Consider the following 26,999-nt stretch of genomic DNA (forward strand, 5'->3'; position numbering starts at 1 on the left):
TCTAGTGACCACGGCAGGATTCAAACCTGCAACCTTCTGAGCCGTAATCAGATGCGCTATTCAGTTGCGCCACGTGGCCGTTTTTGTGGGTGCAAATATACTATTTATTAAAACTTTACCAAACTATTTATTTCAAATTTATAAATCCGTATTTTTGAAATATGGATAAAGAAATACTGTACCAAAAATTTAACTACATCTTAGATAAGAATCTTATTGATGAAATATCAGAAGTTGGCATATTTAAATCATTCTCTAAAGATGATATCATTATAGATATTAACCAACCCATGCTCCACATTCCGCTATTATTAAGTGGAAATATTAAAATTTTAAGAGAAGATGATGAAGGTAACGATTTACTTATTTACTTTTTAGAAGCTGGAGAAACTTGTACCATGTCTTTAACCTGTTGTATGGGAACATCTAAAAGTAAAATTAGAGCTGTAGCAGAACAAGACTCTACTCTTATAATGGTTCCTGTACAAAAAATGCAAGAGTGGTTTCATAGTAATGAGAGTTGGCGAAATTTTATTTTAGAAAGTTACCAAACTCGATTTGATGAAATGCTTGATGCTATTGATAGTATTGCTTTTCTTAAAATGGACGAGCGCCTACATAAATACTTAGTAAACAAAGCAATGCTTAATGACTCTGATACTATTTTTATAAAACACCAAGATATAGCCGAAGATTTACATTCTTCTCGGGTTGTAATATCGCGTCTTTTAAAACAGTTGGAAAATGAGAAAAAAATTCAACTTGGTAGAAACAAAATTAAGATTCTCTCTGCTTAAGTAACATATGTTACATAGCTCATTATACAACATCATACTTTTACACTAAAAAAAGAAAAATGGAAATTATTTTAAATCCGTGGCCTTGGTATATATCAGGACCACTAATTGCATTTGTAATGGCTTTATTGTTCTACTTTGGAAAAACATTTGGCATGTCTTCAAACCTTAGAACCATGTGTACTGTTTTAGGAGCTAATAAATTTTCAGACTTTTTCAAATTCAATTGGAAAGAACAAAAATGGAACCTTATTGTAGTATTAGGTGCTATAATTGGCGGATTTATTGCAACCCAATTTCTTTCTAACGGGTCTCCAACAAATTTAAATCCAATTACAATTGCAGAACTACAAAATTTAGGTTTAGAAAATCCGGGAGCAACACTTTTACCTAATGAAATGTTTTCTATAGAGGCCTTAACATCAATAAAACCAATTATTCTATTGATAATTGGAGGTTTGTTAGTAGGCTTTGGTACCAGATACGCTAGCGGATGCACATCGGGTCATGCCATTACCGGTCTTAGTAGTTTACAAAAGCAATCTCTAATAGCTGTTATTGGTTTCTTTATTGGTGGTTTAATAATGACCAACTTTATTTTACCCTTAATATTTTAACATATGAAGTATTTAAAATTTTTACTGATTGGTATTTTCTTCGGAATTGTTTTAGTAAAATCTGAAGCTGTTTCGTGGTTTCGTATATACGAAATGTTCAGGTTCCAATCATTTCATATGTATGGAATTATTGGTACAGCTATAGCTACAGGTGTTATTTTTTTACAAATTTCTAAACGAAAACAATTAAAAAATACAGAAGGCTTACAAATTGATGCTCCTAAAAAAGAAAAAGGATTTACCAGATATATATTAGGAGGCATCATTTTTGGATTAGGTTGGGCTTTAATAGGTGCCTGCCCCGGCCCCATGTATATTTTATTAGGCACTGGCGTATATAGCATGATAATTGTAATTGCAGCTGCCTTAGTAGGTACTTTTATTTACGGCGTTTTAAAAAGCAAACTACCACATTAAATGGATAACACCCTAATATTAGGATATATAGGCGCTTTAGTTGTTGGCTTAGTTTTAGGGCTTATTGGTGGTGGTGGCTCCATTTTAACAGTACCTTTATTAGTATATCTTTTAGGTTACAACCCAATTCTTGCAACAGCATATTCTTTATTTGTAGTTGGTACAACATCATTAGTAGGTACCTTTCAAAAGTATAAAAAAGGGTTGGTTGATATAAAAACAGGATTAGCATTTTCGTTTCCTTCTTTTCTTGCTGTATATCTATCAAGACGCTTTTTAGTACCCAATATACCTAATACACTTTTTGCTTTAGGAAACTTAACTCTAACCAAAGAAATGGGAATCATGATATTCTTTTCTATTATCATGCTAATTTCTTCCATTTCAATGATTAAAAACAAGAAGGGCAATAAAATTTCTGATGAAAAACAAGCCTATTACAAAACATTTATTCAAGGTTTAATAATAGGAACCATTACAGGAATTATTGGTGCTGGCGGTGGTTTTTTATACGTACCTGCATTAGTACTTTGGGCAAATATTCCAATGAAAAAAGCGGTAGGAACATCATTAATAATAGTTTCAATTAACTCCTTAATTGGTTTTATAGGAGATGTTCAAACTTTAGAAATTGAATGGACATTCCTAATTTTATTCACCTTAACATCCGTTTTAGGTATTTTAATTGGCGTATTTTTATCAAAATATATAAGTGGTAAAAAACTAAAAAAGAGCTTTGGTTTTTTTACGTTAATAATGGCCATTTATATTATTTACAGAGAAACAAACTAGAAGCAATGTGACAAAAGTCACAGAATTAACATTAACAATTTTGTAATTTTGCAAAAGTTTTAAAGACTAAACTTAACAATGAAAATAGAACAAATATATACAGGGTGTTTAGCTCAAGGGGCTTACTACGTTGAGTCTAACGGAGAGGTAGCAATTATTGACCCACTACGTGAAACACAACAATATGTAGATAAAGCCAATAGAGAAAATGCTAAAATTAAATACATATTTGAAACCCATTTTCATGCAGATTTTGTTTCAGGTCATTTAGATTTGGCTAAAAAAACAGGCGCAACTATTGTTTTTGGGCCAAAAGCACAAACAAATTATAAAGCATATATTGCTAAAGACAATGAAACTTTTAAACTAGGCAATGTTACTATAAAAGTTTTACATACACCTGGGCATACTTTAGAATCTTCTACATTTCTTCTAATTGATGAAAATGGAAAAAACCATGCTATTTTTTCTGGAGACACCTTATTTTTGGGTGATGTTGGCAGACCAGATTTAGCTATTAAATCTGATTTAACTAAAGAAGATTTAGCAGGCATGTTATATGATTCTTTACGAAACAAAATAATGCCTTTAGAAGACAACATTATTGTATATCCTGCTCATGGTGCAGGTTCTGCTTGCGGAAAAAACTTAAGCAAAGAAACTGTTGGTATTTTAGGAGAACAGAAAGAAACCAATTACGCGCTTAGAGCAGACATGACAAAAGAAGAATTTATTAAAGAAGTTCTTGACGGTATTTTGCCACCTCCTCAATATTTTGCAAAAAACGCCATGATGAATAAATCTGGTTATACAGATTTTGATACCGTATTAAAAAAAGGCGATGTTGCTTTGACCCCAGAGGAATTTGAAACAGTAGCAAATCAACAAGATGCTTTAATTCTAGATGTTAGAACAGAGCAAGAGTTTGTAAAAGGGCATATTCCTAATTCTATTTTTATAGGAATTAATGGAGCCTTTGCCCCATGGGTAGGTGCTTTAATTACAGATTTGCAACAACCCATTTTGTTAATTGTTCCTGAAGGAAAAGAAGAAGAGACTGTTACCCGATTATCGCGTGTTGGTTATGATAATACTTTAGGCTATTTAAAAGGCGGAATGGAATCTTGGAAAGCTGCCAAAAAAGATATTGAAACTATGGAGTCTATATCTGCTGAAGAATTAGCTAAAAGAAATGAAGAAAGCAGTATAAAGATTTTAGATGTAAGAAAAGAGGGCGAATATAAATCTGAACATATAGAAGGTGATAATGTATTACATTTTCCGCTAGATTATATAAACAATAATATGAATTTAATTGACCAAAAAACCACATACTATTTACATTGTGCGGGTGGTTACCGGTCTGTCATTGCTGCATCTATTTTAAAAGCCAGAGGCTTTGATGTAGTTGACGTTGCAGGTGGTTTTACTGATATTAAAAACACCAATATACCAAAAACTAATTACGTTTGTCCTTCAACTTTATAAATTAAATTATGGAAATAACTTTAGAAATACAAAATTTAAAATGTGGTGGTTGCGCTAATACAATTACCTCTAAACTATCAGGGTTAGATTTAATTAACAATGTACAGGTTAATCCAGAAAAAAATACTGTATCTTTTTCTTATGAAAATGACACCGTGTTAGACGAGGCTAAAACACTATTGGCTAAAATTGGTTACCCTATTTTAGGAGACAAAAATGCACTAACTACAAAAGCAAAATCTTTTGTAAGTTGCGCTATTGGAAGAATGAAGTAATTTAAACTATTTCTGCACTTAAGCCTGCGTTTAATAACATGGTACAACGTGGTTTTAAATCATCATACGCACCTGTTTTAACGGTACATTTACCTTTGTAGTGAACAATAATAGAGCATTGTTCGGCTTGTTCTGGTGTATGATCACAGGCATTGATGAGGGTTTCTATAACATGATCAAAAGTGTTTACCTCATCGTTATACAACACAATTTCGTTTAAATTAGCTTCGTTTTCTAAAACGTCTAATTCTTCTTGTATTTTCTCTTTAGTATTCATCATAGCTTACACCAAATTTAAAAAAAAATCTTAAATATACTTTACAGCTACCCAATTATTACGTTCAATAACTTGGTCTATTTTTAAATTATATTTTGAAACTTCGGCATCAATTACTGGTATATCATCATTATAAAAACCACTTAAAAGTAGCGTACCTCCTTTATTCAAGCTAGCGGTATAAGCTTGCATATCTTTAAGCAAAATATTTCGGTTAATGTTAGCTATTATAACATCATAAGTTTTTCCTTTTAATAAGGTAGCATCGCCTTCTAAAACACTAATTTGTTTACAATTGTTTCTTTCTACATTTTCTAAACTATTCAAATAACACCAATTATCAATATCTATAGCGTCTATAGATTTAGCTCCTTTTAACTCTGCTAAAATGGCTAAAACACCTGTACCACATCCCATATCTAAAACCGTTTTACCTTTAACATCAGCCTTTAAAATATGCTGTATCATCATGTGTGTAGTTTCATGATGCCCCGTACCAAAACTCATTTTAGGTTCTATAACTATATCATACTCTGTATTAAACTTTTCATGGAAAGGTGCCCGAACTGTACAAATATCATCAACTACAATAGGGTTAAAATTCTTTTCCCATTCGGCATTCCAATTGGTTTGCTCTATTTCTGAATATGTATAGGTAATTTCAAACTCATCAGAATTTAGTATTTGAATATTGTCTAAAATATTCTCATGCCATTCTTCTTTTTGAATATATGCTGTAACGCCTGTTTCTGTTTCTACAAAGCTTTCAAAACCGGCGTACCCTAATTCTGCTATAAGAATTTCGGTAGCTGGTTGTAGCGGTTGTACTTCAAATTCGTAACTTATATATATGATGTTTGACATACTTTCTTTAAATTAAAAACCTCACGAATATAATAATTCGCGAGGTTATTTTGAAGTTATTACTGAAATGCTACAACTAATTCAGCATAACAAATAAATTTTATTTATTAAAATGCATTTACTATTGCAAAGAAATCTTCTGCTTTTAATGATGCGCCACCAATTAATCCACCATCTACATCTGGTTTAGAAAAAATTTCGTTGGCATTTGCAGGTTTTACACTACCCCCATAAAGAATTGAAACGCTGTCTGCTACATCTGTTCCATATTTATCGGCTAATGTTTTTCTTATAAATGCATGCATATCTTGTGCTTGCTCTGGTGATGCTGTTTCACCAGTACCAATAGCCCAAACAGGCTCATATGCTAATATGATATTTTTAAATGCTGTGGCTTCTAAATGGAATAAAGCGTTTTTTATTTGATTGCCAACAACTGTTTCTTCTTTACCTGCTTTTCTATCGGCTAATTCTTCACCAAAACAGAAAATTATACGCATATTATTAGCTAAGGCTGCATCAACTTTTTTAGCTAACATGTCATCTGTTTCATTAAAGTATTCTCTACGCTCACTATGCCCTAAAATAACTGTTTTAACACCAATACTTTTTAACATACTTGCACTTATTTCTCCTGTATAAGCTCCATTTTCTGAAAAATGCATATTTTGAGCTACTACCTCAATATCTGTAGTTTTTAATACTTGATAAGCTTGATAAAGATTAGTGAACGTTGGTGCTACCATAACCTCTGCATTTGAGGTTTTTGTTTGATTTTTTAAATCTGCTAATAACGTTTCAGTTTGAGATAAATCGTTATTCATTTTCCAGTTACCGGCAACAATATTTTTTCTCATTAGATGATGTATTTATGATTATATGAGTTATAAAACTGATGCTAAAATACTTATTTTTTTAGAGCTTCAATAAGTTTTTCGTCATTAGCTTCAATAACTTTAAATACAACGATTTCGCCAGCTTCATTCACCATCATATACCTAGGAATCCAATCTAATTTTATAAAACTTCCAAAGGGTCCTTTCCAACCAGATTTCATAAAATAATGGTCTCCTACTACATCATATTTTTTTATACCTTTTTTCCATGCATCTTGTGTTTTATCTAACGACAAAAACACATACACAACATCTTTATGAGCTGCTTGTAACTCTTTTACTTTGGGCATGCCTTTTAAACAATCACCACACCAAGAGGCCCAAACATCAATAACAATAGTTTTGCCTTTGTTTTTTTCTAAAATAGATTTAAACGAAACCTCATTGCCTTCTAAAGTTATAAAAGTATCATTTAAAGCGGCTTCACTAAATTGTGTGGGTGTTTTTTCTGTGTTACAACTAAACAAGCTTATTAAAAGTATTAATAGGTAATGCATATTCTTCATTTTTATTATTTAATATTGAAATTTTGAGCTTAGCAGAAATAAAACTTAACTAAGTTTTACTTTAGGATCTAACCAAGCATAAATTAAGTCGACAAAAATATTAATCATTACAAACATAGTTGCAATTACTAGAACAGAACCCATAATAACGGGTAAATCTAGAGTATTTAATGCGTTTACTATTTCTTTTCCTAATCCGTTCCACCCAAAAATATACTCTACAAAAACAGCACCTGCTAACATAGAAGCAAACCAACCTGAGATGGCTGTAACTACAGGATTCATAGCATTTTTAATGGCATGTTTTTTAATAATTTGGAATTCGCTTAAGCCCTTAGCTCTGGCGGTTCTTATATAATCTTGGTTAAAAACTTCTAAAAGTGAATTTCGCATTAATTGAATAACTACTGCTAACGGACGAATACCTAGAACTACCGCAGGAAGGATTAAATTCTTCCACTTTATATGCATAGCTTCACCAAAATCATCTAATTCATAAAGACTCCCTGTCATTTCTAAATTAGTGTATTTATGCAATACAAAGCCAAACAACCACGCAAACAAAATGGCACTAAAAAATGATGGTACACTCATACCTAAAGTACTTACTAGTTGAATTACTTTATCTAACCACATATCTTTATAAAGTGCTGAAACAATACCTAAAACAACGCCTAAAAATATGGCTATTAATATTGCCGTTACTGCTAAAACAAAGGTATTTGGTAGGGTTTCGCCCAAAACTTCGGTAACTCTTTTCCCTTGCTTGGTAAACGATTCTCTTAGGTAAGGAAACTTTATAACCGTTGTTGTATTACCTATTGTGAATAATTTAGAAGCAGCGTATTTTCCGCCTTCTAAAGATGTATAATCTTCTTTAGAATTAGAATGGAATGACAAGGGTGACAAATCATTTAAATAATATAGATATTGTGTAGAAATAGGTTTATCAAATCCGTATTTCTGTTTTATCAGTTTTAACTGTTCTGTATCTTCATTTTGCCCCAACATCATTTGAGCAGGGTCTCCTGGAAGGACATTAAATAATAAGAAAATAACGGTTATTACCCCAAATAATGTGAGTATAGCGTAAGTAATTTTATTTAATAAGTAGCTAATCAATAATATTATTTGTTGATTTTTTTTACTCTTTTAACTTAATATCTATAATTCCTGTATATGAAGTATTATTTTGAGAATTCAATTGGTTTAATTGAACAGAATCTTTAATTACATTAATACTTTCAATTATAGAAGCATCTATTGCTTCTACTTTTTCTTTGGTAGAAATACTATCATTAACTCTATATAGTAATATTTCTTTTTTTTGCTCAACAGGAGTTTTTCTTTCAACTTTAGGTAATTTAAAATCTTCTAAATCATTCCAATGTACTTTTTGTATCACGGTACCTTTGTCTAATTCTAAAACACCAGGATTTGAACGCACTATTGTTTTAAGGGCTTTTTCGTCACATAAATACCAATTAAAACTTAAACCATAATCTTTATTAATTTTTTGTTTAGTGTCTTCACCAGATGCCGTTAAACCAATAACCTGATAGCCATTTTTAATGGCTGTTTCTGTAAACGATTTCAGCTTTTTTGCACCTTCTTTTTCAATCTTTTCTAAACTATAAGATACTATAACTATGATATTTTCTTCATTTAAAAAATATTCTGTTAAGTCTTCTTCTTCATTTTCTATTGAAAAATCATAAATAGGCGGTTCATAGCCTTTTTCTATTTCTTTTGTTTCTACTCCAATAAAATCGCCTTCAACAGTAGGGTAAGTTCCGTTAGTTTTTATAACTTCTTCTTTTCCGTTTACATTAAATTTCCAAGAATATTCTACTACTGGCTTTGGAGCATCTTCTGGAATAGTCATGCCTTCAGTTATATTTTTACCTATGGCATAGCCTCTAAAATCTATAGCTGGTAAATGCATTAATACGTGGTACCCAAACCATAAACTTATTATAAAACTTAACAATGCTAACACTGTAGTTGGTAATTTACTAAATAAGGGCTTTATGTATTTTTGGCCAACAAATAGTACTAAAATAAAAACTAGTAAAACAACATCTTTGGTAAAACTGCCCCAAGGTGTTAGTTTTAAAGCATCTCCAAAGCAACCACAGTCTTTTACCTTATCAAAATATGCCGAATAAAAAGTTAAAAACGTGAAGAAAACTATCATTAAAAGCAAGCTCCAAACAGTGAATTTTGGTTTGTATCCTATAAGTAAAAATACGCCTAAAACAACTTCAAAAACTACTACAAATATTGAAAACCCAAGTGCGTAGGGCTCTAGAAAAGGAAGGTTTAGTACATCTGGACTAAAATATTCTTGTAGCTTATATGAAAACCCTAAAGGGTCGTTCAATTTTATAAAGCCCGAAATAATGAATAATACTCCAACAAATACTCTTGAAATGTTTACTAATAGTTTCATAAATTTTTTAAATTACAAATAACAAAAAATAAATCCCATAATGTTACTCTGCTTGATATAACTCAATTAACCGTCTAACTTATTGATAATTGCAGAAAGTATTTTTCTAATTTCAGCAGCTTCAATTATTAATTTCTCAATATCATTTGAATGACTAGGGTTCTGTGATTTCAACAATTTTAACCAATATTCACTTTCTTTGGCTTCCTTTCTTGAAATTTTAATTCTATATTTTAAATCTTTTTCTCCTAGCTTCTCATTTCCCTCTATATAATTTGCTCCAACAGAACCAGATGCCCTAACCAATTGCTTAGCATCCTCAATATTTGAAATTGTCTTTGACAAATTTTTGATTAAAAAACGACAATCTCTTGCAAATTCAAACGTTCTATCTTCTAAATTAAATGACTTTTGATTACTCAATATTTTGGGTTTTTACTTTTAAAATTTGATTATTGCTTTAATTCTCCCAAATGAATTAAAGCAAAAACCGCATAATTAATCATGTCTTGATAATTAGCATCTATACCTTCACTAACTAAAGTTTTACCAGCATTATCTTCAATTTGTTTAACTCTTAGCAATTTTTGCAAAATTAAATCGGTTAAACTGCTAACTCTCATATCTCGCCATGCTTCACCATAATCATGGTTTTTATCTTCCATTAACTTTTTAGTTATAGCTATGTGTTTTTCATATAACTCTACAGCCTCTTCTGTAGATAAATCTGGTTGCTCTACCACACCTTTTTCAATTTGAATGAGTGCCATAACGCAATAGTTAATAATACCAATAAATTCGCTTTCTTGCCCTTCATCTACCTTCTGAACTTCATTTTGTTGCAAACCTCTAATACGTTGTGCCTTAATAAAAATTTGATCGGTTAAAGACGGTAAACGCAATATTCTCCAAGCACTTCCATAATCTGTCATTTTCTTAATAAATAAACTTTTACACGTATCAATTACCGCGTTGTATTGTTTTGAAGTATCTTGCATGAATAAATATGAATTTTGTGTAAATTTCGCATAAAAAAGTTTAATCATCAAGGTTTATGCTTTAAATTTTAAAACAAGTACAAACACCACACATAACTGTATAAATGACCATTAATTGCAAAGGAAAACTTATTGATTTATCATCGCCAAAAGTAATGGGGATTTTAAACATTACACCAGATTCATTTTATGATGGCGGTAAGTTTATCAATGAAAAAGACATTATAAAACAGGTTGAAAAAATGCTACGCGAAGGTGCTACTTTTATTGATGTTGGCGCTTATAGCTCTCGCCCTGGAGCAGATTTTGTTAGTGAAGCAGATGAACTAAAGCGTATTGTTCCCATTGTAAAATTAATTCTTAAACATTTCCCCAAAACTTTTATTTCTATTGATACCTTTAGAAGTGAAGTTGCAAAACATTGCATTGAAGCTGGAGCTGCTTTAATTAATGATATTTCTGCAGGAAAGCTAGATGAAAATATGCTACAAACGGTTGCTAAATTACAAGTGCCTTACATTATGATGCACATGCGCGGAACCCCTAAAACCATGCAACAACAAACAGATTATAATGATTTAACCAAAGAGGTTCTCCTCTATTTTTCAGAGCGTATAACTTTAGCAAAATCATTGGGCTTAAATGATATTATTATTGACCCCGGTTTTGGATTTGCAAAAAATTTGGAGCAAAACTATGAGCTTTTAAATAATTTAGAATTATTTAAAATAATTGAAAAACCAATGCTAGTTGGAATTTCTAGAAAATCTATGATATATAAACTTTTAAATTGTACACCAAAAGAAGCATTAAATGGTACCACTGCTTTAAACACCATTGCTTTACAAAAAGGAACTTCTATTTTGAGAGTGCATGACGTAAAAGAAGCTATGGAATGTGTTAAATTGAATTCTATGTTAAGTTAATATGAAAAAAACCACCTTACTATTTGCTCTTATTTTAATCTTTTCGTGCAATAAAAAAGTAGTTGAATTACCAGAAATTAATCATTCTAGCATCACAGAAATTGAAGATGTTTCGGCTGCCTATTTATTTTATAACGAAACCCAACCCGATAGCGTTGAGTTAAACCGAAAAAACCTTATTAGCACTACCAATTGGTTAGTAAACGTTGATAAACGGCTATCTTTAAAACAAGTAATTCCTCACATTAAATTTTTACAAGAAAAAAAGGCTAAAGCTGGACATAAAAACGAAAAGGCTAAAAACTATTTTACCTGCCATGATACTAGTATAAATAATTTAGGATTTGTAGAGTTTACAAATATAATTTACTCTAATAAAAATTTGGCTAATTTAATAACAGACAACTTATCTGTAGCTAGTAAAAATGTTATAGTTGATTTTAATTCAATTAACAATATTAAGATATACACTTACAAAGAAAAAGTAACTATAAATCATTCAAATATTAAAGAATTCACAAACCTTTTAAACACAATAAAAAATCAAGCTACACCTATTCTCAACATTATTGTAGCCTTCAATAAAAACCTTTCTTTTCAGAATTACATCACAATAAAATCTAAATTATTAGAATTAGATTTAGAAAATATAATCATATTAAAAGAGGAATTTATTTATTAACTCTAATTTCTTAAATTTACAAAAAACCTATTTCTATTGGACATCTTTAAAGACATTTTAAACCTACGTTTTATAGATTATCTAGATGTTGTTCTGGTAGCACTACTACTCTACTACCTTTATAAATTAGTAAAAGGTACTGTAGCTATTAACATATTTTTTGGCATTATTATCATTTATGTGGCTTGGAGATTAACTGAGTTTTTAGACATGAATCTTTTAAATGGTCTTTTAAAAGGTTTTATTGATGTTGGAATTATAGCTTTAATTGTAGTATTTCAACCAGAAATTAGAAAATTCTTACTTATGGTTGGTTCTACTAATTTTGGTAGGCGTGTAAAGTTTTTTCAACGTTTTAATTTTTTAAAAACCGAAACCTCTAATAGTACAGATGTAGATGCCATTGTTTCTGCTTGTAGCAAAATGTCCATGTCTAAAACAGGTGCTTTAATTGTTTTTGAACGTAATAATAACCTTGATTTTTTATTAACATCGGGTGATGAAATGAATATTAAAGTAACCCAACCAATTATAGAAAGTATTTTTTTTAAGAATAGTCCGCTGCATGATGGTGCAATTATTATAAGTAATAATATTGTTAAAGCTACCAGAGTTATCCTTCCTGTTAATAATGAAAAAAACATTCCTAAACGATTTGGATTACGTCATAGAGCCGCCATTGGAGTTTCAGAAAAAACAGATGCTGTAGCTTTAGTTGTTAGTGAAGAAACTGGACACATTTCTTATTTTAAAGATGGCGAATTTGTTGCTTTTGAAGATACTAATCACCTAATATCTATGATAAAAAATGATCTGGTTTAATGAACTGTAAAAATTGTAATAAAACGCTAAGAACAGATTATAGTTTTTGTCCAGATTGTGGTGCCAAAATAATAAGAAATAGAATTTCTGCTAAAAGCCTATTTTTTGATTTCTTTGAGCGCTATTTTAATTTAGACAATACCTTATTAAAAACACTGTGGCACATGATTGTTAAGCCACAAGAGGTTTGTGGTGGTTACATATCTGGTTTACGTAAAAAGTATTTAAACCCAGTTAGCATGTTAGCCATTTCACTAACACTATCTGGTTTTATTCTTTTTTTAACCAAAAAATTAGCTTGGGATAGTATTGATTTTTCTAAAATTGGATATGTTCAAACAAGTAATGGAGGCTCTGGATCTGAAAAAATAATAGCGGCATCCTTAGAATACGGTTCTTTGCTTTATTTCTTATACATTCCAATTATAGCATTTTCTAGTTATTTAATTTTTAACAAAAAAAATTACAACTATGCAGAGCATTTTGTAATTTCAATATATTCACTTACTAGTTTTGGCATTATTTCTACCGTTTATGCAGTTATTTTACTTTTAGTAAATCCGCAATTTTATTTTAACTCTGCACTAACGTATTCTTTAATAATGATTTTGTTTTGCATATACATAGCTTATAAAAATTCTCAATATAAATTATCATCATTACTTTGGCGTATCCCCTCATTTATAATTATTTTCTTTATAGGATATATGGGAGTTTCAATAGCTACAATTGTAATGCTTTTTTTAACGGGCGATATTTCTACTCAAGATTTTGTTCCTCAAAAATAAAACTAAACTGCTGCTGCTTCTTGTAAAAACTGAACTTCATAAAGATTTTTATAATACCCATTCTCTTTTTTAAGTAATTCTGTGTGGGTACCTTGTTCTACAATTTCACCTCCATCCATTACAATAATTTTATCGGCTTTTTTTATTGTTGCTAACCTATGCGCAATAACAATAGAAGTTCTTCCTTTAGTAATTTTATCTGTAGCTTTCTGGATGAGCTGTTCAGAATACGAATCAACCGAAGATGTTGCTTCATCTAACACCAAAATACTTGGGTTGGTTACATAGGCTCTTAAAAAGGAAATAAGCTGTCTTTGACCTGAGGATAACATTACTCCTCTCTCTTTTACGTTGTAATTATAGCCATTTGGCAAACTCATGATAAACTCATGAATACCAATATCTTTAGCTGCTTGTTGTACTTGTTCTTCTGTAATTTCTGGATGATTTAGGGTAATGTTACTTAAAATAGTATCGGCAAATAAAAACACATCTTGTAATACAATAGCAATTTGAGTTCTTAATGATGCCAAAGTAACCTCTCTTATATCGGTTTCATCTACTAAAATAGCACCTTCATTTATTTCATAAAACCTATTTAATAAATTAATAATAGTAGATTTTCCAGCACCAGTAGCACCTACAATAGCAACTGTTTCTCCTGCATTTACGGTAAATGAAACACCTTTTAAAACTTCTTCATCTTCAACATAGCTAAAGCTAACATTATTAAACTTTATATTTCCTTTAAAATGATCTGCAACTTTAGTGCCTTTATCGTCAATTTGTGAAGTGGTGTCTAAAACATTAAAAACCCTATTAGCTGCCACCATTCCCATTTGTAATGTATTAAATTTATCGGCTATTTGACGCAATGGCCTAAACAACATAGGTATATACATTATAAATGCTATTAAAACTCCTTGTGTTACAGTACCCTCTATTACATTAAGACCACCGTACCAAGCCACTAAACCTATGGTTACGGACGATGCTAAATCTGCTATAGGAAAGAAAATGGAATTATACCACACAGTTTTTAACCATGCCTTTTTATGACGCTCATTTATTTCTTTAAAGTTTTTATGTTCTGTTTTTTCTCGTGTAAAGAGTTGTAAAATTTTCATTCCTGTTAATCGTTCTTGAACAAATGAATTTAGGTTAGACACCTCATTTCTAACTTCCTCAAAGGCTTTTTTCATGTATTTTTGAAACAACCGTGTTGCATACAATAAAATAGGAAGCATTATAAAAACAATTAAACTAAGTTTCCAGTCTGTAAACACCATAACTCCAAAAACAACAGCCATAGTTAGAACGTCTCTAAAAATCATAAACAGCCCCTGCCCAAAAATATCTGCAATACGTTCCATATCGGTTACAGAACGAGTAATTAAAACCCCAACCGATGAATTATCATAATACTTCATTTTAAACCGAAGTAAATGATTAAATAACTTTATTCTAACATCCTTTACCAAATTTTGGCCCAACCACGCTGCATAATATATAAACGCAAGCTGAAATATAGTTTGTAGTATTAAAGCCGCAAACATTAAAACCACAAAAAACAAAAAAATGCTAGATTTATTTACACTAATACCTTTATCTATAGCTTCTTTGGTTAAATAAGGAGTTGCAGCCCCTAAACCTGCCAGTAGAATTACCAAAATAAATAACCCAATAAAAACACCGTTATAAGGTTTTATATACTGAAACAAACGTTTAAATAGTACAAAGTCAAATATATTTTCTTTCTTTTTAGTCATCTATTTTTATGCTGTCTGGGTATTCTACATGAGTTAAATATAAGGCATGTGCAGGTACAGAATAGCCCGCTTTACTCCGGTTTTTAGATTTTATAATGGCATGTAAATCTTCTACATTAAATTTCCCTAAACCTATGTTAATCATTGTACCAACAATGGCTCTAACCATGTTACGTAAAAACCTATCGGCTTTTATTACAAAATGAAGTTCTTCATCATTAAAAAACCAATCGGCTTTCATTATAGTACAATTATACGTTTTTACATCGGTATTACTTTTTGAAAAGCATTGAAAATCTATATATTCAAATAAAATTTTTGAGGCCTCTTTCATCTTATCAACATCCAAATCTTGCTTCATAAAAAGCGTATTGTTAAATGTAAACACGTTTTTCTTTAAGGTAATTCTGTATAAATACGTTCTGCTTAAAGCATCAAATCGGGCATGAGCATCTGCTTTTACCTTAAAAATATCCTGAATAGCAATATCCTTTGGTAAAAACGAATTAAGTTTATAAACCAAATGTTTTTCTTTAAAATGTACATTGGTGTCAAAATGTGCAAACATTTGCAATGCATGTACACCGGTATCGGTTCTACCAGCACCAACAATAACTATAGTTTCTTTTAAAAGTGTTGAAAGGGCTGTTTCTATAACCTCTTGTACTGTTATGGCTGTAGGCTGATTTTGCCAACCATGGTAAGCGCTACCGTTATAAGAAAGTTCTATAAAATACCTCAAACTACTTTTAAGCTTTTAAAACAACAAAGATAGACAGTTTTGTTTTTAAACCGAAGGTAGAAGTCTTAATTAAATATTAAAACATATAATGAATTAATTAAGTATTATTAATCAATTTCAAGCTGAATCAAAAAGTGGGCGTTTCCTTTCAGGTCGGGCTTTCGGTAGTCGCTCCCTCCTACGTCGGGGAGCTTCAACAAATACCTCAATCCCTAACGCAAATATTTACTAACTTATTTATTTACTTTTTTTCACTTTTGTTATTGTTCCTACTCTTCATCAGTTACCTTAATATAGTTTCTATTTTTGTCTTTATGCATCCCTAAAAACAAACAGCATATTCAAACAATTATCAATACTTTTACAATAGTTTTCACAATAGTATATAAATGACCAAAATACTCTTACTTTCAGACACCCACGGATATATTGATAATAATATTCTAAAGTATGTAAAACAAGCCGATGAAGTATGGCATGCTGGAGACATTGGTAATTTAAAAGTAACCGATGCTATAAAAAATTTAAAACCCTTAAAAGGGGTTTATGGCAATATTGACGATGCTAAAATTAGAATTGAATTCCCAGAACACAACCGGTTTATGTGCGAAGATGTTGATGTTTGGATTACCCATATTGGCGGCTATCCACCAAAGTACAATACACGTGTTGCAAATACAATAAAACAAAACCCTCCAAAACTTTTTATTTGTGGGCACTCGCATATTTTAAAAGTCATGCCAGATAAAAAATTAAACCTTATTCATATGAATCCGGGAGCTGTTGGCAAACATGGTTTTCATAAACAACGTACCATGTTACGTTTTACAATAGATGGCAAAAAAATAGACAATTTAGAAGTCATAGAATTCCCCCTAAGACACCCCAAAACGTAAAGCACAGAATTAACAAGTATTTATAACTAAAAGCCGTAGTTTTTGTTTGTTAATACGTACTTTTGTAGCTATTTAAAAAATATAATTATGAGTCAAGTTAAAAAAAATGATACCGTAAGAGTACATTACACAGGAAAGTTAAGTAACGGTCAAATTTTTGACAGTTCTTTAGAAAGAGAACCATTAGAGGTTACTTTAGGTCAAGGAATGCTTATTCCTGGTTTTGAAAAAGGTATTATTGACATGAAATTAAATGAGAAAAAAACCATAAATATTCCTGTTAACGAAGCCTACGGTGAAGTGCAAAAAGAATTATTTTACGAAGTAAAAAAAGAACAATTACCGCCAGAAATGACTCCAGAAGTTGGCATGGGATTAGCTTCTAAAGGACCAGATGGTAGAGAAGTACAATTTCGTGTAGCCGAAGTAAATGAAGACCATATTATTGTAGATGCTAATCACCCATTAGCAGGACAAGAATTAATATTCGATTTAGAGCTTATTGAAATAAAATAAAAAATTGCTTTGGTACAAAAATTTAAAAGCCTAGAATTAAATTTAATTCTAGGCTTTTTTTATACATTTTATAAAACAAAAAAAGCCCAAGATCTTCACCTTGGGCCTACGCACTAATACTACTAAGATATTAGGTTTTATCGTAATCTATCTACAGATTTTACAAGATCTTCATCCTTTTTAATGGCTTTATTGGCCAAAGCCAAAAATACGATAGAAAAAATAGGAATGAACATCCCAATACCTTTCTCAGAAACGTTAGTTTCTCCAGATAAATTTAGAGATTGATATACAAGAAATCCTAGTAAAATAAAGTTTAATATGATATTAAGACGCCCCAACATAAATTGAGACTTCCTGTTTTTATATCTAAAAATTGCTACAATAGAGAAAAAAGCAGACGTTAAAAACGCTGCAAACACATAATTAATATCTTGCGCAAATACCTTAACACCATCCTCTAGCGTCCATAATTCAAAAAGGAAAATTAAACCTCCTGAAACACCTGCTGCAAGTAAAAGATAAACTGTTTGTATTCTTTGTAACATGTATGTTTTTTAAAACTGGACAGCAAAAATAATGGTTTCTTTAAAAAATAAGACTAAAAATTAAAATAAAGTTGTATAATTGCAGTAATAATTCTCAACAATCGCTATTATAAGCGGTTAATTCTCCAGAATAAATCAAATTTTTTCTTAGAATTACTACAAAAATTACATTCAAAAAAATATATTCAATTAAACATCAATGTTTGAAATTTCACAACTAAAAGAAAAGAAGCTCTCAGAATTACAAGAGATAGCGAAAAAATTAAGTATTCCTAAATACCGTTCTTTAAAAAAATTAGATTTAGTATATCAAATACTAGATCACCAAGCGGCTAACCCTAAGGCAGTATCAGAATCTTCTGAAAAATCAGAAAAGAAAGATTCTACACAAGAAACTAAGCCAAAAGCAAGAAGACCAAGGCAACGTGTACAAAAACCTGCTCAAAAACCTCAAGCCGAAGAAAAAGCGGCTCCTCAAAAGAAAGAGGATAATAAACCAGCTGAAAAAACCGTAACCGTTGAAAAATCTGAAACTCCTACGCCTGCCAAAAAAGGTAGTCAAGAGAAAAAACAAGATAATACAAAGTCTCAGCAAGATAACACCAAGCCTCAGAATAATCAGCAAAAACATCATCAGCATAAAAATCAACAAAGAAATCAACAAAATAAAAAAGGTAATGTTGAAAACGGTAATAAAGACAATAGAAACCGCTACCGTGAGCCAGATTATGAGTTTGATGCTATTATTGAGAGCGAAGGCGTTTTAGATATTATGCAAGATGGCTATGGGTTTTTACGCTCATCAGATTATAACTATTTATCATCACCAGATGATATTTATGTATCACAATCTCAAATACGATTATTTGGACTTAAAAAGGGAGACACCGTTTTAGGTAATGTTAGACCTCCTAAAGAAGGTGAAAAATATTTCCCTTTAATTAAGGTTACTAGAATAAATGGGCAGAAACCTGAAGTAGTTAGAGACCGCGTTTCTTTTGAGCATTTAACCCCTTTATTCCCACAAGAAAAATTCAATATTGCAGAAAAACAAAGTACCATTTCTACTAGAATAATGGACTTATTCGCTCCTATTGGTAAAGGGCAACGTGGTATGATAGTATCGCAACCAAAAACTGGTAAAACTATGTTACTTAAAGATGTGGCCAATGCTATTGCTGCCAATCATCCAGAGGTATATTTAATGATTTTATTAATTGATGAACGCCCTGAAGAAGTAACAGACATGCAACGTAATGTAAGGGGAGAAGTTATTTCTTCAACCTTTGATAAAGAAGCTCATGAGCACGTTAAAATAGCCGATATTGTTTTAGAAAAAGCAAAACGATTGGTAGAATGTGGCCATGATGTGGTTATTCTTTTAGATTCTATCACACGTTTAGCAAGAGCATATAATACTGTTCAACCAGCTTCTGGTAAAATACTAAGTGGAGGTGTAGATGCCAATGCATTACACAAACCAAAACGTTTCTTTGGAGCTGCCAGAAATATTGAAAACGGAGGGTCTTTAACCATAATAGCTACAGCCCTTACAGAAACTGGTTCTAAAATGGACGAAGTTATTTTTGAAGAATTTAAAGGAACTGGTAATATGGAACTACAATTAGATAGAAAAATATCTAACCGTAGAATTTTCCCTGCTATAGACCTTACATCTTCAAGTACACGTAGAGATGATTTATTACTAGATGAAAATACCATTCAACGCATGTGGGTATTACGTAAATACCTTGCAGACATGAATCCGGTTGAAGCTATGGAGTTTACAAACGACCGTTTTAAACAAACCAGAAATAACGAAGAATTTTTAATATCCATGAATGGATAACTTTACTAACTAAACTAAACCAGGAAAAGCCTTAACAGTGTTGTTAAGGCTTTTTTATATAAATAAATTTAGTTATGCTTCTTAAAATCTGATGGACTAATTCCCACATGCTTCTTAAAAAACCTCGAAAAACTACTTACAGAATCAAACCCTAATTTAAAAGCTAATTCCTTGGTTGATATGTTACTTTTAATAAGTACACGTTTAGCTTCCGTTATCTGCCGTTGGTTGATGATTTGTTTAGCTGTAAGATTTAATTTCTCTTTTAAAATTTGATTTAACCGTTTTACACTAATCCCAATAGTATTGGCATAAAATTCAGCATTAGTTTCATTTAAAAAATGAGTTTCCATTAACTCTAAAAATTTAAACACCCGTTTTTGATGTAAATCCTGCTTTAAAAAATTATTATTTTGATACCTTATTAAATGTAACAGCAAAACCTTCAACAAAGTTTTAAGCATAATATAAGATGCCTCATCATTATAAAATTCAGCTTTCAACAAATGAATTACTTGTTGAACTTTAACAACCTCATCTCTATGTGTTAAAACAAATTGTGGATATTTATTAAATAACGACATAACATCGAGCGCATATTCAATATCATCTTCATCAATTAAATCTCGCTCAAAATTTACTAAAAGACCACTTTTAGATATAAATACTTCTTTAGAAAAAACTTCATTTAAGGGTTTAAAATGAATAATTATTTTGTGTTTATCAATAAAATCAAAGTAAATACCCATTGAATTTCCAGAAAGTAAAGACTCATTACTTTTAAATTCCCTTACAATTTGTATTTTATTTCTCCTATTAACTACACTCATTTACTCTTAAAGTATACTTCAAAAGTAAGAAGAAATTAATCAATATTAATTTTTAGAAAGTTTTTGAAACATCACATACATAACACCTCCTATAACAAGAGCTAAAACCATCGCTACACCATAAATAGCGATATAATTACGAGAAACATAATCAATAAAGGTAGACAAAAACTGTCCTCCAAAAACCCCCATAGAGAATAATCCTAAATTTTTACCCTGATTTTGCGGTGTACTAACTTCAACCATCATATGATTTAATAGAGGAATAGTAAACCCAAATCCTATACCAATAAAAATCACTATAAATACTAAAAAAACGGCATTAGTTGTTATAGCTAAAACTAAATAGCCTAACATAAAAAACATAAAACCAAGTGCCACCGTTTTACCATCGCCTAAAAACTTTACCATTTTAGGCATTTGACTAGCTGTTATAATAGCGACCACAGAAATTAATGCCATTAAATAACCCGTTTGAGATTCACTAAACCTAAAAGTTTTTGGCAAATACAATGGCAAGGTTACAAAACTTACAAAAAACAACATCATAGCTAATAATGAGGCGATAAAAATAAGTTGTACTTTAGGCTTATTTTTATTTTTTAGTCCCAATGTTTTTGTTTGGTCTATAGTATTAAACTCAGGTTTTGGCAATGTTTTAGCCACTAGTAATAAGCACAACAAGGCTATAAGATATATGTAAAACGGAAACTTCCAATTAATTTCACCCAAAACCCCGCCAATAGCAAGAAAAACAACACCTCCAAACTCAATACTCATACCTTGCCAAGCTATAATTTTCATTCTTTTTTCTCCCGAGAAACAATCGGCAATGTAAGCAGTAGCAGCAACCTGAACCGCTACAGTTGCTCCTCCTAAAAGGACTCTATCTATAATTAGCAAATAGTCATTTAAAACAAAGGCACCCAAAAAGCCTAAAATAGCATACGGAATTAGGCCAAAATACAACATTTTTAAAGCTCCACATTTTGGTAACAGCCTACCTATTAAAGGTGCAAATAAAACTACTCCTAACGATGGCAAAGTAATTAACCAACCTGGTGAAAAACCAAAATTCACATTGTGTACAATAGCTGATAATGAAGGGGCTATAACTGAGCCAACCATAATAGTTAAACTACTAACTAATAGTATGGTAAAAACACCTAAGTTTGATATCTTTTTCATTCTGCAAAATTGTCACTAATATGGCAGAAAAAGTTTTCTTATTTTCTAAAATAGTTGTCTAAAATGGAAATACACTTTATCATTTTAAATAAGCGTGAGTAACAACTTATTATAGGTGACTAATACTTAAATAAAATCAATACATAAAAAAGGCCTTTCTTTTCAGAAAGGCCTTTAATATATTCTTTTTGGCTTATTCTATAAAGCAGCTACATGCTTAGCTAAACCAGATTTTAAGTTTGCTGCTTTATTAGCATGAATAATATTTTTCTTAGCTAATTTATCTAACATAGAAACAACTTGAGGATATAAAGCCTCTGCCTCTTTTTTATCAGTTAACTCACGTAACTTTTTAATAGCACCACGTGTAGTTTTGTGTTGATATCTATTTAAAACACGTTTAGCTTCGTTACTTCTTATTCTTTTTAATGCTGACTTATGATTTGCCATTTGCTTTTTTTTATTAAAAAATTGTAGCCCGTAGGGGAATCGAACCCCTCTTACCAGGATGAAAACCTGGCGTCCTAGCCGATAGACGAACGGGCCATTTGGTTACTTCATTTATTTAATGAACTTGCAATTCGTGATTGCGGATGCAAAAATACAACTATTTTTAAATGTTGCAATACTTATTCAATTTTTTTTCAAAAAAATTTAAACTAGTAAGCTTTTGCAAATAAAACCCTACCTTTTGAAGGCTTGCCAGAGTACACACAAACGCCATCTTCTGCTTCCATATCTAATGGAATACATCTAATGGTTGCTTTTGTTAGCTCTTTTATTTTTTCTTCGGTTTCATTGGTTCCATCCCAATGTGCCGATATAAAACCGCCTTTACTTTCTAATACTTTTTTAAACGCTTCAAAAGTATCTACCTTAGTTATATGGCTATTTCTAAATTCTAATGCTTTATTAAATAGATTTTTTTGAATCTCTTCGAGTAAATCTTCAATTACAACACTTATTCTATCTAAAATTACGGTTTGTTTAGTTAAGGTATCTCTTCTTGCTACTTCAACTGTTTCATCTTCTAAATCTTTTGGTCCAATTGCTATACGTAATGGAACCCCTTGTAATTCATGTTGTGCAAATTTTGCTCCTGGACGCAAAGTGTCTCGTTTATCAAACTTAACAGAAATATTTCTTTCTCTTAAATCGCTTATAATATCTTCTGCTACTTTACTAATAGCTTCAAATTGCTCTTCATTTCTATAAATAGGAACAATAACTACTTGATAAGGCGCTAAGTTTGGTGGTAACACTAATCCGTTATCATCACTATGAGTCATAATAAGTGCTCCCATCAACCGGGTAGAAACTCCCCAAGAAGTTGCCCAAACATAGTCTTGCTTGCCTTCTTTATTAGCAAATTTAACATCAAAGGCTTTTGCAAAATTTTGTCCCAAAAAGTGAGATGTACCTGCTTGTAGTGCTTTACCATCTTGCATTAAAGCTTCTATACAATATGTATCTTCGGCTCCGGCAAAACGTTCACTTTCGGTTTTAACTCCTTGAATAACTGGAATAGCCATAAAATTCTCAACAAAAGTGGCATAAACATTATTCATTTGTTTAGTTTCTGCTATTGCCTCTGCTTTAGTTTCATGAGCTGTGTGCCCTTCTTGCCATAAAAACTCTGCTGTACGTAAAAATAAACGTGTACGCATTTCCCAACGCACTACGTTTGCCCATTGGTTTACTAATATTGGTAAATCTCTGTAAGATTGAATCCAATTTCTATAGGTATTCCAAATAATAGCTTCACTGGTTGGTCTTACAACTAACTCTTCTTCTAACCTTGCTTCTGGATCTACTCTTAACTTACCTGGTTTATCTGGGTCGTTTTGTAACCTGTAATGTGTTACAACAGCACATTCTTTTGCAAATCCTTCAGCATTTTTTTCTTCTGCTTCAAATAAACTTTTGGGTACAAAAAGTGGAAAATATGCATTTTGGTGCCCCGTTTCTTTAAACATTCTATCTAATTCTGCTTGCATTTTTTCCCAAATAGCATAACCATAAGGTTTAATTACCATACAACCTCTAACTGCCGAATTCTCCGCTAAGTCTGCTTTTACAACTAATTCGTTATACCATTTAGAATAATCTTCTGCTCTACTAGTAAGTTTTTTACTCATATAAAAGTTTTGGCACAAATATTGTGACTATGTTAAATAAAAAAATAGTTCAACAAAACTAACTATTTTTGTTATGTCCAACAATAAAATCTTATAGATATGCGCTTAAATAACTCCTCTAATAGAAAAGTGTCATTCATAGCCTTAATAGGTTTAATGTTTGGCTTGGTATCATGTGGTTCTTATCAATACGTTGGTGTAGATGATGATGGTATTTATGGAGATTCTCAAATAGTGGTAACTAATACACCTACAGAAACAGTTATTGAAGTGCCTAATCAATCTAATAGTAATTATTACAAAAATTACTTTAGAAATAAATCTTTACAGTCAGAATTATTAATGGAAGACGAATCTATTTTTACTGACATAGATTCTTATGAATCTGACAATTATGCTACTAATGACACCATATATAATGACTACCAAGGTTATGCAGGTTGGGGTCAAAACAGTAATTCTGTAACCATAAACATCTATTCTGATTGGGGTTGGAACAATTGGGGATGGGGATGGCACAGACCTTACTCTAGATGGGGTTGGGGATGGAATAACTATGATTGGTATTTTGGGTGGAATAGCTGGAACAGTTGGGGTTACTATGACCCATGGTACTCGCCTTTTTATGGAGGATACTACAGAGGTTGGGCATACAGCCCATGGAGGTATGGACACCCTTATAGATATTATGGTGGCTATTACGGAAATAGATACTATAACAATCGTGGTTTAGCTTACAACTCAAGCAGAAGAGGCAGTTATTATTCTGGTACTTCTAACAGAAACAATTATACATCTTCTAGAAGAAGCAGTATATCTAGTACAAACGGCTCAACCTCAAAATACAATACAGCACGTAGAAGTAGTGTATCTAGTACATCTAGTAGAGGAATAACTAGTAACACCTCTCGTATTAGTACTGTAAATAGAAATTCTACTAATAGTTACAATAGAAGGTCTACAGCATCTAGTACTGTAAGCAGGTACAGTAACTCTCAAGGTAGAACATCTACAGTATCTAGAACACCATCATCAAATTCAACTAGTAGATCATCATCTACAACTAGCAGAAGTTATAGTACATATAAACAACCTACATATAGTCGTTCGTCAAGAAGATCATATTCAACACCATCTTCTTCTTCGTCTTCATCTAGAAGTACGTACAGTTCTTCTAGTAGCAGAAGTTCTAGTTCTGGTTCTGTATCTAGGTCTTCAAGCAGCAGTAGAAGTTCATCTGGTAGCAGAAGTTCTTCTAGTGGTAGACGCCGATAATCTTAATAAAACAAACAAAAAGTTACACATGAAAAAGATAAATTTACTAGTCATAGGTTTATTGTCTATGTCTTCAATTTACGCACAAGATTTAACAGATGCCTTACGATATTCCCAAGATAACATTCAAGGTACAGCGCGTTTTAGAGCCTTAAGTGGTGCTTTTGGAGCCTTAGGTGGAGACATGAGTGCTGTTAGTTTAAACCCTGCAAGTTCTGCAGTTTTCACAAGAAGTCATGCCTCTATATCTGGTGTAAATATCGATACTGAGAATAATTCTAACTACTTTGGAAGTTCTGTTAACACTAATGAATCTAATTTCGATATAAATCAAGCAGGAGCTGTTTTTGTTTTTGCTTCTAATACAAATTCACCTTGGCGAAAATTCTCTTTAGCAGTTGCTTATGAAAGAACCAATAACCATGATGACAACTGGTACGCTTTTGGAACAAACAATACAAACGACCCAGATTTTAGCAATTCTATAGCTAGCTATTTTTACGATTTTGCAGACGGTAAAAGATTAGATGAAATTTCTGCTTTTCCGGGTGAATCTTTAAGTGATGCATATCAAGATATTGGTAATGTTTATGGTTTTGCACATCAACAAGCTTTTTTAGGTTTTGAATCTTTTATTCTTGAACCAGATGACATTGATAATGATGCTAACACCATTTATACTTCTAACATTGCTCCTGGAACTTTTGTGCACGATTACTCATATGTAGCAACTGGATACAATGGTAAAGTATCTTTTAATATTGCAACCCAATATGAAGACAATTTATATTTAGGGTTAAACTTAAACTCTCACTTTATAGACTACCAACGCTCTACTCTTTTGTTTGAAGACAATAACTCTACTCAATCTACAGTTAATTATGTAGAGTTTGAAAATGCTTTAAGTACTACTGGTAATGGCTTTTCTTTTCAAATAGGTGGCATTATGAAATTAACACCAGAGTTTAGAGTAGGTATAACTTATGACTCCCCAACTTGGTATACTATTGAAGAAGAAACCTCACAATATTTGGCCACCAATGGAGATAATGGTTTTGTAGAAATTTATCCGCAAATTACAAACGTATATCCTCAATACAAACTACAAACACCTGCCCAAATTACAGGAAGTTTAGCATACGTTTTTGGTAAACAAGGCTTAATAAGTTTTGATTATTCTAGAAAAGATTATGGTAACACAAAATTTAAACCAGAAAATGACGCTTATTACCAAGACCTAAACGCTGATATTAGCAATACATTTACTGAAGCCTCTACATATAGATTTGGCGGCGAATACAAACACAAACAATTTAGTTTTAGAGGTGGCTACCGCTTTGAAGAAAGTCCTTATACCGATGGTATTACTGTTGGAGACCTTAACGGATATTCATTTGGTTTAGGTTATAACTTTGGAAATACCAAACTAGATTTTACTTATGATTACGCCGAAAGATCTTTTATTAATGAACTGTATCATTTAGATTTTGGTGACGCACCACAGGCTACGGTAGATAGAAAAAACTCTAACATTACAGTAACATTGAGCTTTAATATTTAATAAAACACATAGATAAACTTAAAAAGCTTGAGTATTTTTTCTTATTCAAGCTTTTATTTTTTGTGTAATTATTATAATACAATATAGACT

The 26,999-nt window shown here is 31.4% G+C and carries 30 protein-coding genes and 2 tRNA genes; 15 read left to right on the plus strand and 17 right to left on the minus strand.

The genetic code is table 11. The features are described from left to right. Positions 1 to 5 precede the first annotated feature (5 nt). Positions 6 to 79 (minus strand) — tRNA-Arg (locus tag J1D01_RS05035). Positions 80 to 161: 82 nt separating this feature from the next. On the opposite strand from J1D01_RS05035, the gene J1D01_RS05040 reads away from it, so the two are divergent. The 6 genes from J1D01_RS05040 (at position 162) to J1D01_RS05065 (ending at position 4,386) form a co-directional block, all read left to right on the plus strand. Next, complete coding sequence (locus J1D01_RS05040) at positions 162 to 797, plus strand: Crp/Fnr family transcriptional regulator (RefSeq protein WP_372936868.1); 636 nt, start codon at positions 162 to 164, stop codon at positions 795 to 797. 59 nt (positions 798 to 856) lie between these two features. Next, the gene (locus J1D01_RS05045; protein WP_421150047.1) at positions 857 to 1,414 is read left to right on the plus strand and encodes a YeeE/YedE family protein; all 558 of its coding nucleotides are present in this window, start codon (positions 857 to 859) and stop codon (positions 1,412 to 1,414) included. Positions 1,415 to 1,417: 3 nt separating this feature from the next. Continuing rightward, positions 1,418 to 1,831: a DUF6691 family protein gene (locus J1D01_RS05050; protein WP_372936866.1), complete on the plus strand. Its 414-nt coding sequence runs from the start codon at positions 1,418 to 1,420 to the stop codon at positions 1,829 to 1,831. Beyond that, a complete protein-coding gene (locus J1D01_RS05055) occupies positions 1,832 to 2,623 on the plus strand; it encodes a sulfite exporter TauE/SafE family protein (protein WP_421150048.1) in 792 nt (263 codons plus the stop codon). It begins immediately after the preceding gene. Between the two features lie 78 nt (positions 2,624 to 2,701). Continuing rightward, complete coding sequence (locus J1D01_RS05060) at positions 2,702 to 4,111, plus strand: MBL fold metallo-hydrolase (RefSeq protein WP_421150049.1); 1,410 nt, start codon at positions 2,702 to 2,704, stop codon at positions 4,109 to 4,111. Positions 4,112 to 4,119: 8 nt separating this feature from the next. After that, positions 4,120 to 4,386 carry a heavy-metal-associated domain-containing protein gene (locus J1D01_RS05065; RefSeq protein ID WP_372936863.1) on the plus strand — a complete coding sequence of 89 codons (267 nt, stop codon included), beginning with the start codon at positions 4,120 to 4,122 and terminating at the stop codon, positions 4,384 to 4,386. A 1-nt stretch (position 4,387) separates the two neighbouring features. On the opposite strand, the gene J1D01_RS05070 is transcribed toward J1D01_RS05065, so the two are convergent. The 8 genes from J1D01_RS05070 to J1D01_RS05105 all read right to left on the minus strand — a co-directional run bounded on the left by J1D01_RS05070 (position 4,388) and on the right by J1D01_RS05105 (position 10,379). Then, positions 4,388 to 4,663 (minus strand): ATP-dependent Clp protease adaptor ClpS, encoded by a 276-nt coding sequence (locus tag J1D01_RS05070; protein WP_372936872.1) that lies wholly within the window; start codon positions 4,661 to 4,663, stop codon positions 4,388 to 4,390. A 30-nt stretch (positions 4,664 to 4,693) separates the two neighbouring features. Then, positions 4,694 to 5,527 carry a 50S ribosomal protein L11 methyltransferase gene (gene prmA / locus J1D01_RS05075; RefSeq protein ID WP_421150050.1) on the minus strand — a complete coding sequence of 278 codons (834 nt, stop codon included), beginning with the start codon at positions 5,525 to 5,527 and terminating at the stop codon, positions 4,694 to 4,696. Positions 5,528 to 5,634: 107 nt separating this feature from the next. Next, positions 5,635 to 6,384, minus strand: coding sequence for a triose-phosphate isomerase (gene tpiA, locus J1D01_RS05080; protein ID WP_372936861.1), 750 nt, complete (start codon positions 6,382 to 6,384; stop codon positions 5,635 to 5,637). Positions 6,385 to 6,434: 50 nt separating this feature from the next. Further along, positions 6,435 to 6,920, minus strand: coding sequence for a TlpA family protein disulfide reductase (locus tag J1D01_RS05085; RefSeq protein WP_421150051.1), 486 nt, complete (start codon positions 6,918 to 6,920; stop codon positions 6,435 to 6,437). Positions 6,921 to 6,974: 54 nt separating this feature from the next. Further along, on the minus strand, positions 6,975 to 8,051 hold the full coding sequence (locus J1D01_RS05090; protein ID WP_421150052.1) for an ABC transporter permease: 1,077 nt from the start codon (positions 8,049 to 8,051) through the stop codon (positions 6,975 to 6,977). Between the two features lie 22 nt (positions 8,052 to 8,073). After that, positions 8,074 to 9,381: a BT_3928 family protein gene (locus J1D01_RS05095; protein ID WP_421150053.1), complete on the minus strand. Its 1,308-nt coding sequence runs from the start codon at positions 9,379 to 9,381 to the stop codon at positions 8,074 to 8,076. A gap of 66 nt (positions 9,382 to 9,447) precedes the next feature. Next, positions 9,448 to 9,804, minus strand: a complete 357-nt coding sequence (locus tag J1D01_RS05100; RefSeq protein WP_421150054.1) for a four helix bundle protein — start codon at positions 9,802 to 9,804, stop codon at positions 9,448 to 9,450. Between the two features lie 29 nt (positions 9,805 to 9,833). Next, positions 9,834 to 10,379, minus strand: coding sequence for a DUF1599 domain-containing protein (locus J1D01_RS05105; protein WP_421150055.1), 546 nt, complete (start codon positions 10,377 to 10,379; stop codon positions 9,834 to 9,836). Positions 10,380 to 10,483: 104 nt separating this feature from the next. Here J1D01_RS05105 and folP point away from each other — a divergent pair, with 104 nt between their 5' ends. From folP to J1D01_RS05125, 4 genes are read left to right on the plus strand one after another with little or no spacing between them, the layout of a single operon-like run. After that, positions 10,484 to 11,305, plus strand: coding sequence for a dihydropteroate synthase (gene folP, locus J1D01_RS05110; RefSeq protein ID WP_372936855.1), 822 nt, complete (start codon positions 10,484 to 10,486; stop codon positions 11,303 to 11,305). A 1-nt stretch (position 11,306) separates the two neighbouring features. Then, positions 11,307 to 11,987 (plus strand): hypothetical protein, encoded by a 681-nt coding sequence (locus tag J1D01_RS05115; protein WP_421150056.1) that lies wholly within the window; start codon positions 11,307 to 11,309, stop codon positions 11,985 to 11,987. A 36-nt stretch (positions 11,988 to 12,023) separates the two neighbouring features. Further along, entirely contained in the window at positions 12,024 to 12,809 is a 786-nt protein-coding gene (gene cdaA, locus J1D01_RS05120) for a diadenylate cyclase CdaA (protein WP_421150057.1), read from the plus strand. Next, positions 12,809 to 13,597 (plus strand): DUF3667 domain-containing protein, encoded by a 789-nt coding sequence (locus J1D01_RS05125; RefSeq protein ID WP_421150058.1) that lies wholly within the window; start codon positions 12,809 to 12,811, stop codon positions 13,595 to 13,597. Before cdaA ends, J1D01_RS05125 begins: the two co-directional genes overlap by 1 nt. A 2-nt stretch (positions 13,598 to 13,599) precedes the next feature. On the opposite strand, the gene J1D01_RS05130 is transcribed toward J1D01_RS05125, so the two are convergent. Together J1D01_RS05130 and truA are read right to left on the minus strand one after the other, a co-directional pair. Beyond that, the gene (locus tag J1D01_RS05130) at positions 13,600 to 15,366 is read right to left on the minus strand and encodes an ABC transporter ATP-binding protein (protein WP_421150059.1); all 1,767 of its coding nucleotides are present in this window, start codon (positions 15,364 to 15,366) and stop codon (positions 13,600 to 13,602) included. After that, the gene (gene truA / locus J1D01_RS05135; RefSeq protein WP_372938394.1) at positions 15,359 to 16,108 is read right to left on the minus strand and encodes a tRNA pseudouridine(38-40) synthase TruA; all 750 of its coding nucleotides are present in this window, start codon (positions 16,106 to 16,108) and stop codon (positions 15,359 to 15,361) included. The genes J1D01_RS05130 and truA overlap by 8 nt, the downstream gene beginning before the upstream one ends. Positions 16,109 to 16,497: 389 nt before the next feature. Between truA and J1D01_RS05140 the strand changes: the two genes are divergently transcribed. Together J1D01_RS05140 and J1D01_RS05145 are read left to right on the plus strand one after the other, a co-directional pair. Then, on the plus strand, positions 16,498 to 17,004 hold the full coding sequence (locus J1D01_RS05140) for a metallophosphoesterase family protein (RefSeq protein ID WP_421150060.1): 507 nt from the start codon (positions 16,498 to 16,500) through the stop codon (positions 17,002 to 17,004). Between the two features lie 87 nt (positions 17,005 to 17,091). Continuing rightward, entirely contained in the window at positions 17,092 to 17,520 is a 429-nt protein-coding gene (locus J1D01_RS05145) for an FKBP-type peptidyl-prolyl cis-trans isomerase (RefSeq protein WP_421150061.1), read from the plus strand. Between the two features lie 137 nt (positions 17,521 to 17,657). On the opposite strand, the gene J1D01_RS05150 is transcribed toward J1D01_RS05145, so the two are convergent. Beyond that, complete coding sequence (locus J1D01_RS05150; RefSeq protein ID WP_372938678.1) at positions 17,658 to 18,068, minus strand: DUF4293 domain-containing protein; 411 nt, start codon at positions 18,066 to 18,068, stop codon at positions 17,658 to 17,660. 199 nt (positions 18,069 to 18,267) lie between these two features. Here J1D01_RS05150 and rho point away from each other — a divergent pair, with 199 nt between their 5' ends. After that, positions 18,268 to 19,917 (plus strand): transcription termination factor Rho, encoded by a 1,650-nt coding sequence (gene rho, locus J1D01_RS05155; RefSeq protein WP_421150062.1) that lies wholly within the window; start codon positions 18,268 to 18,270, stop codon positions 19,915 to 19,917. A gap of 68 nt (positions 19,918 to 19,985) precedes the next feature. Here the strand turns inward: rho and J1D01_RS05160 are convergent, their stop codons facing one another. From J1D01_RS05160 to proS, 5 genes are all read right to left on the minus strand, one after another. Next, positions 19,986 to 20,747 carry a helix-turn-helix domain-containing protein gene (locus J1D01_RS05160; RefSeq protein WP_421150063.1) on the minus strand — a complete coding sequence of 254 codons (762 nt, stop codon included), beginning with the start codon at positions 20,745 to 20,747 and terminating at the stop codon, positions 19,986 to 19,988. 45 nt (positions 20,748 to 20,792) lie between these two features. Beyond that, positions 20,793 to 21,935 (minus strand): MFS transporter, encoded by a 1,143-nt coding sequence (locus J1D01_RS05165; RefSeq protein ID WP_421150064.1) that lies wholly within the window; start codon positions 21,933 to 21,935, stop codon positions 20,793 to 20,795. Positions 21,936 to 22,133: 198 nt separating this feature from the next. Then, complete coding sequence (rpsT, locus tag J1D01_RS05170) at positions 22,134 to 22,385, minus strand: 30S ribosomal protein S20 (RefSeq protein ID WP_372937707.1); 252 nt, start codon at positions 22,383 to 22,385, stop codon at positions 22,134 to 22,136. A gap of 24 nt (positions 22,386 to 22,409) precedes the next feature. Continuing rightward, positions 22,410 to 22,481 (minus strand) — tRNA-Glu (locus J1D01_RS05175). Positions 22,482 to 22,594: 113 nt separating this feature from the next. Next, on the minus strand, positions 22,595 to 24,073 hold the full coding sequence (proS, locus tag J1D01_RS05180) for a proline--tRNA ligase (RefSeq protein WP_372937708.1): 1,479 nt from the start codon (positions 24,071 to 24,073) through the stop codon (positions 22,595 to 22,597). A 99-nt stretch (positions 24,074 to 24,172) separates the two neighbouring features. On the opposite strand from proS, the gene J1D01_RS05185 reads away from it, so the two are divergent. Together J1D01_RS05185 and J1D01_RS05190 are read left to right on the plus strand one after the other, a co-directional pair. Continuing rightward, complete coding sequence (locus J1D01_RS05185) at positions 24,173 to 25,348, plus strand: hypothetical protein (protein ID WP_421150065.1); 1,176 nt, start codon at positions 24,173 to 24,175, stop codon at positions 25,346 to 25,348. Positions 25,349 to 25,376: 28 nt separating this feature from the next. Continuing rightward, on the plus strand, positions 25,377 to 26,909 hold the full coding sequence (locus J1D01_RS05190) for an OmpP1/FadL family transporter (protein WP_372937710.1): 1,533 nt from the start codon (positions 25,377 to 25,379) through the stop codon (positions 26,907 to 26,909). Positions 26,910 to 26,999: the final 90 nt, after the last annotated feature.

The organism is Seonamhaeicola sp. NFXS20, from assembly GCF_049132085.1.
Taxonomy (GTDB): Bacteria; Bacteroidota; Bacteroidia; order Flavobacteriales; family Flavobacteriaceae; genus Seonamhaeicola.

Excerpts from the sequence above, each read along its gene's own strand:
- J1D01_RS05040 (WP_372936868.1), top strand. The coding sequence starts at position 162 with ATGGATAAAGAAATACTGTACCAAAAATTTAACTACATCTTAGATAAG.
- J1D01_RS05045 (WP_421150047.1), top strand. The coding sequence starts at position 857 with ATGGAAATTATTTTAAATCCGTGGCCTTGGTATATATCAGGACCACTA.
- J1D01_RS05050 (WP_372936866.1), top strand. The coding sequence starts at position 1,418 with ATGAAGTATTTAAAATTTTTACTGATTGGTATTTTCTTCGGAATTGTT.
- J1D01_RS05055 (WP_421150048.1), top strand. The coding sequence starts at position 1,832 with ATGGATAACACCCTAATATTAGGATATATAGGCGCTTTAGTTGTTGGC.
- J1D01_RS05060 (WP_421150049.1), top strand. The coding sequence starts at position 2,702 with ATGAAAATAGAACAAATATATACAGGGTGTTTAGCTCAAGGGGCTTAC.
- J1D01_RS05065 (WP_372936863.1), top strand. The coding sequence starts at position 4,120 with ATGGAAATAACTTTAGAAATACAAAATTTAAAATGTGGTGGTTGCGCT.
- J1D01_RS05070 (WP_372936872.1), bottom strand. The coding sequence starts at position 4,663 with ATGAATACTAAAGAGAAAATACAAGAAGAATTAGACGTTTTAGAAAAC.
- prmA (WP_421150050.1), bottom strand. The coding sequence starts at position 5,527 with ATGTCAAACATCATATATATAAGTTACGAATTTGAAGTACAACCGCTA.
- tpiA (WP_372936861.1), bottom strand. The coding sequence starts at position 6,384 with ATGAGAAAAAATATTGTTGCCGGTAACTGGAAAATGAATAACGATTTA.
- J1D01_RS05085 (WP_421150051.1), bottom strand. The coding sequence starts at position 6,920 with ATGCATTACCTATTAATACTTTTAATAAGCTTGTTTAGTTGTAACACA.
- J1D01_RS05095 (WP_421150053.1), bottom strand. The coding sequence starts at position 9,381 with ATGAAACTATTAGTAAACATTTCAAGAGTATTTGTTGGAGTATTATTC.
- J1D01_RS05105 (WP_421150055.1), bottom strand. The coding sequence starts at position 10,379 with ATGCAAGATACTTCAAAACAATACAACGCGGTAATTGATACGTGTAAA.
- folP (WP_372936855.1), top strand. The coding sequence starts at position 10,484 with ATGACCATTAATTGCAAAGGAAAACTTATTGATTTATCATCGCCAAAA.
- J1D01_RS05115 (WP_421150056.1), top strand. The coding sequence starts at position 11,307 with ATGAAAAAAACCACCTTACTATTTGCTCTTATTTTAATCTTTTCGTGC.
- J1D01_RS05125 (WP_421150058.1), top strand. The coding sequence starts at position 12,809 with ATGAACTGTAAAAATTGTAATAAAACGCTAAGAACAGATTATAGTTTT.
- J1D01_RS05130 (WP_421150059.1), bottom strand. The coding sequence starts at position 15,366 with ATGACTAAAAAGAAAGAAAATATATTTGACTTTGTACTATTTAAACGT.
- J1D01_RS05140 (WP_421150060.1), top strand. The coding sequence starts at position 16,498 with ATGACCAAAATACTCTTACTTTCAGACACCCACGGATATATTGATAAT.
- J1D01_RS05145 (WP_421150061.1), top strand. The coding sequence starts at position 17,092 with ATGAGTCAAGTTAAAAAAAATGATACCGTAAGAGTACATTACACAGGA.
- J1D01_RS05150 (WP_372938678.1), bottom strand. The coding sequence starts at position 18,068 with ATGTTACAAAGAATACAAACAGTTTATCTTTTACTTGCAGCAGGTGTT.
- rho (WP_421150062.1), top strand. The coding sequence starts at position 18,268 with ATGTTTGAAATTTCACAACTAAAAGAAAAGAAGCTCTCAGAATTACAA.
- J1D01_RS05160 (WP_421150063.1), bottom strand. The coding sequence starts at position 20,747 with ATGAGTGTAGTTAATAGGAGAAATAAAATACAAATTGTAAGGGAATTT.
- J1D01_RS05165 (WP_421150064.1), bottom strand. The coding sequence starts at position 21,935 with ATGAAAAAGATATCAAACTTAGGTGTTTTTACCATACTATTAGTTAGT.
- rpsT (WP_372937707.1), bottom strand. The coding sequence starts at position 22,385 with ATGGCAAATCATAAGTCAGCATTAAAAAGAATAAGAAGTAACGAAGCT.
- proS (WP_372937708.1), bottom strand. The coding sequence starts at position 24,073 with ATGAGTAAAAAACTTACTAGTAGAGCAGAAGATTATTCTAAATGGTAT.
- J1D01_RS05185 (WP_421150065.1), top strand. The coding sequence starts at position 24,173 with ATGCGCTTAAATAACTCCTCTAATAGAAAAGTGTCATTCATAGCCTTA.
- J1D01_RS05190 (WP_372937710.1), top strand. The coding sequence starts at position 25,377 with ATGAAAAAGATAAATTTACTAGTCATAGGTTTATTGTCTATGTCTTCA.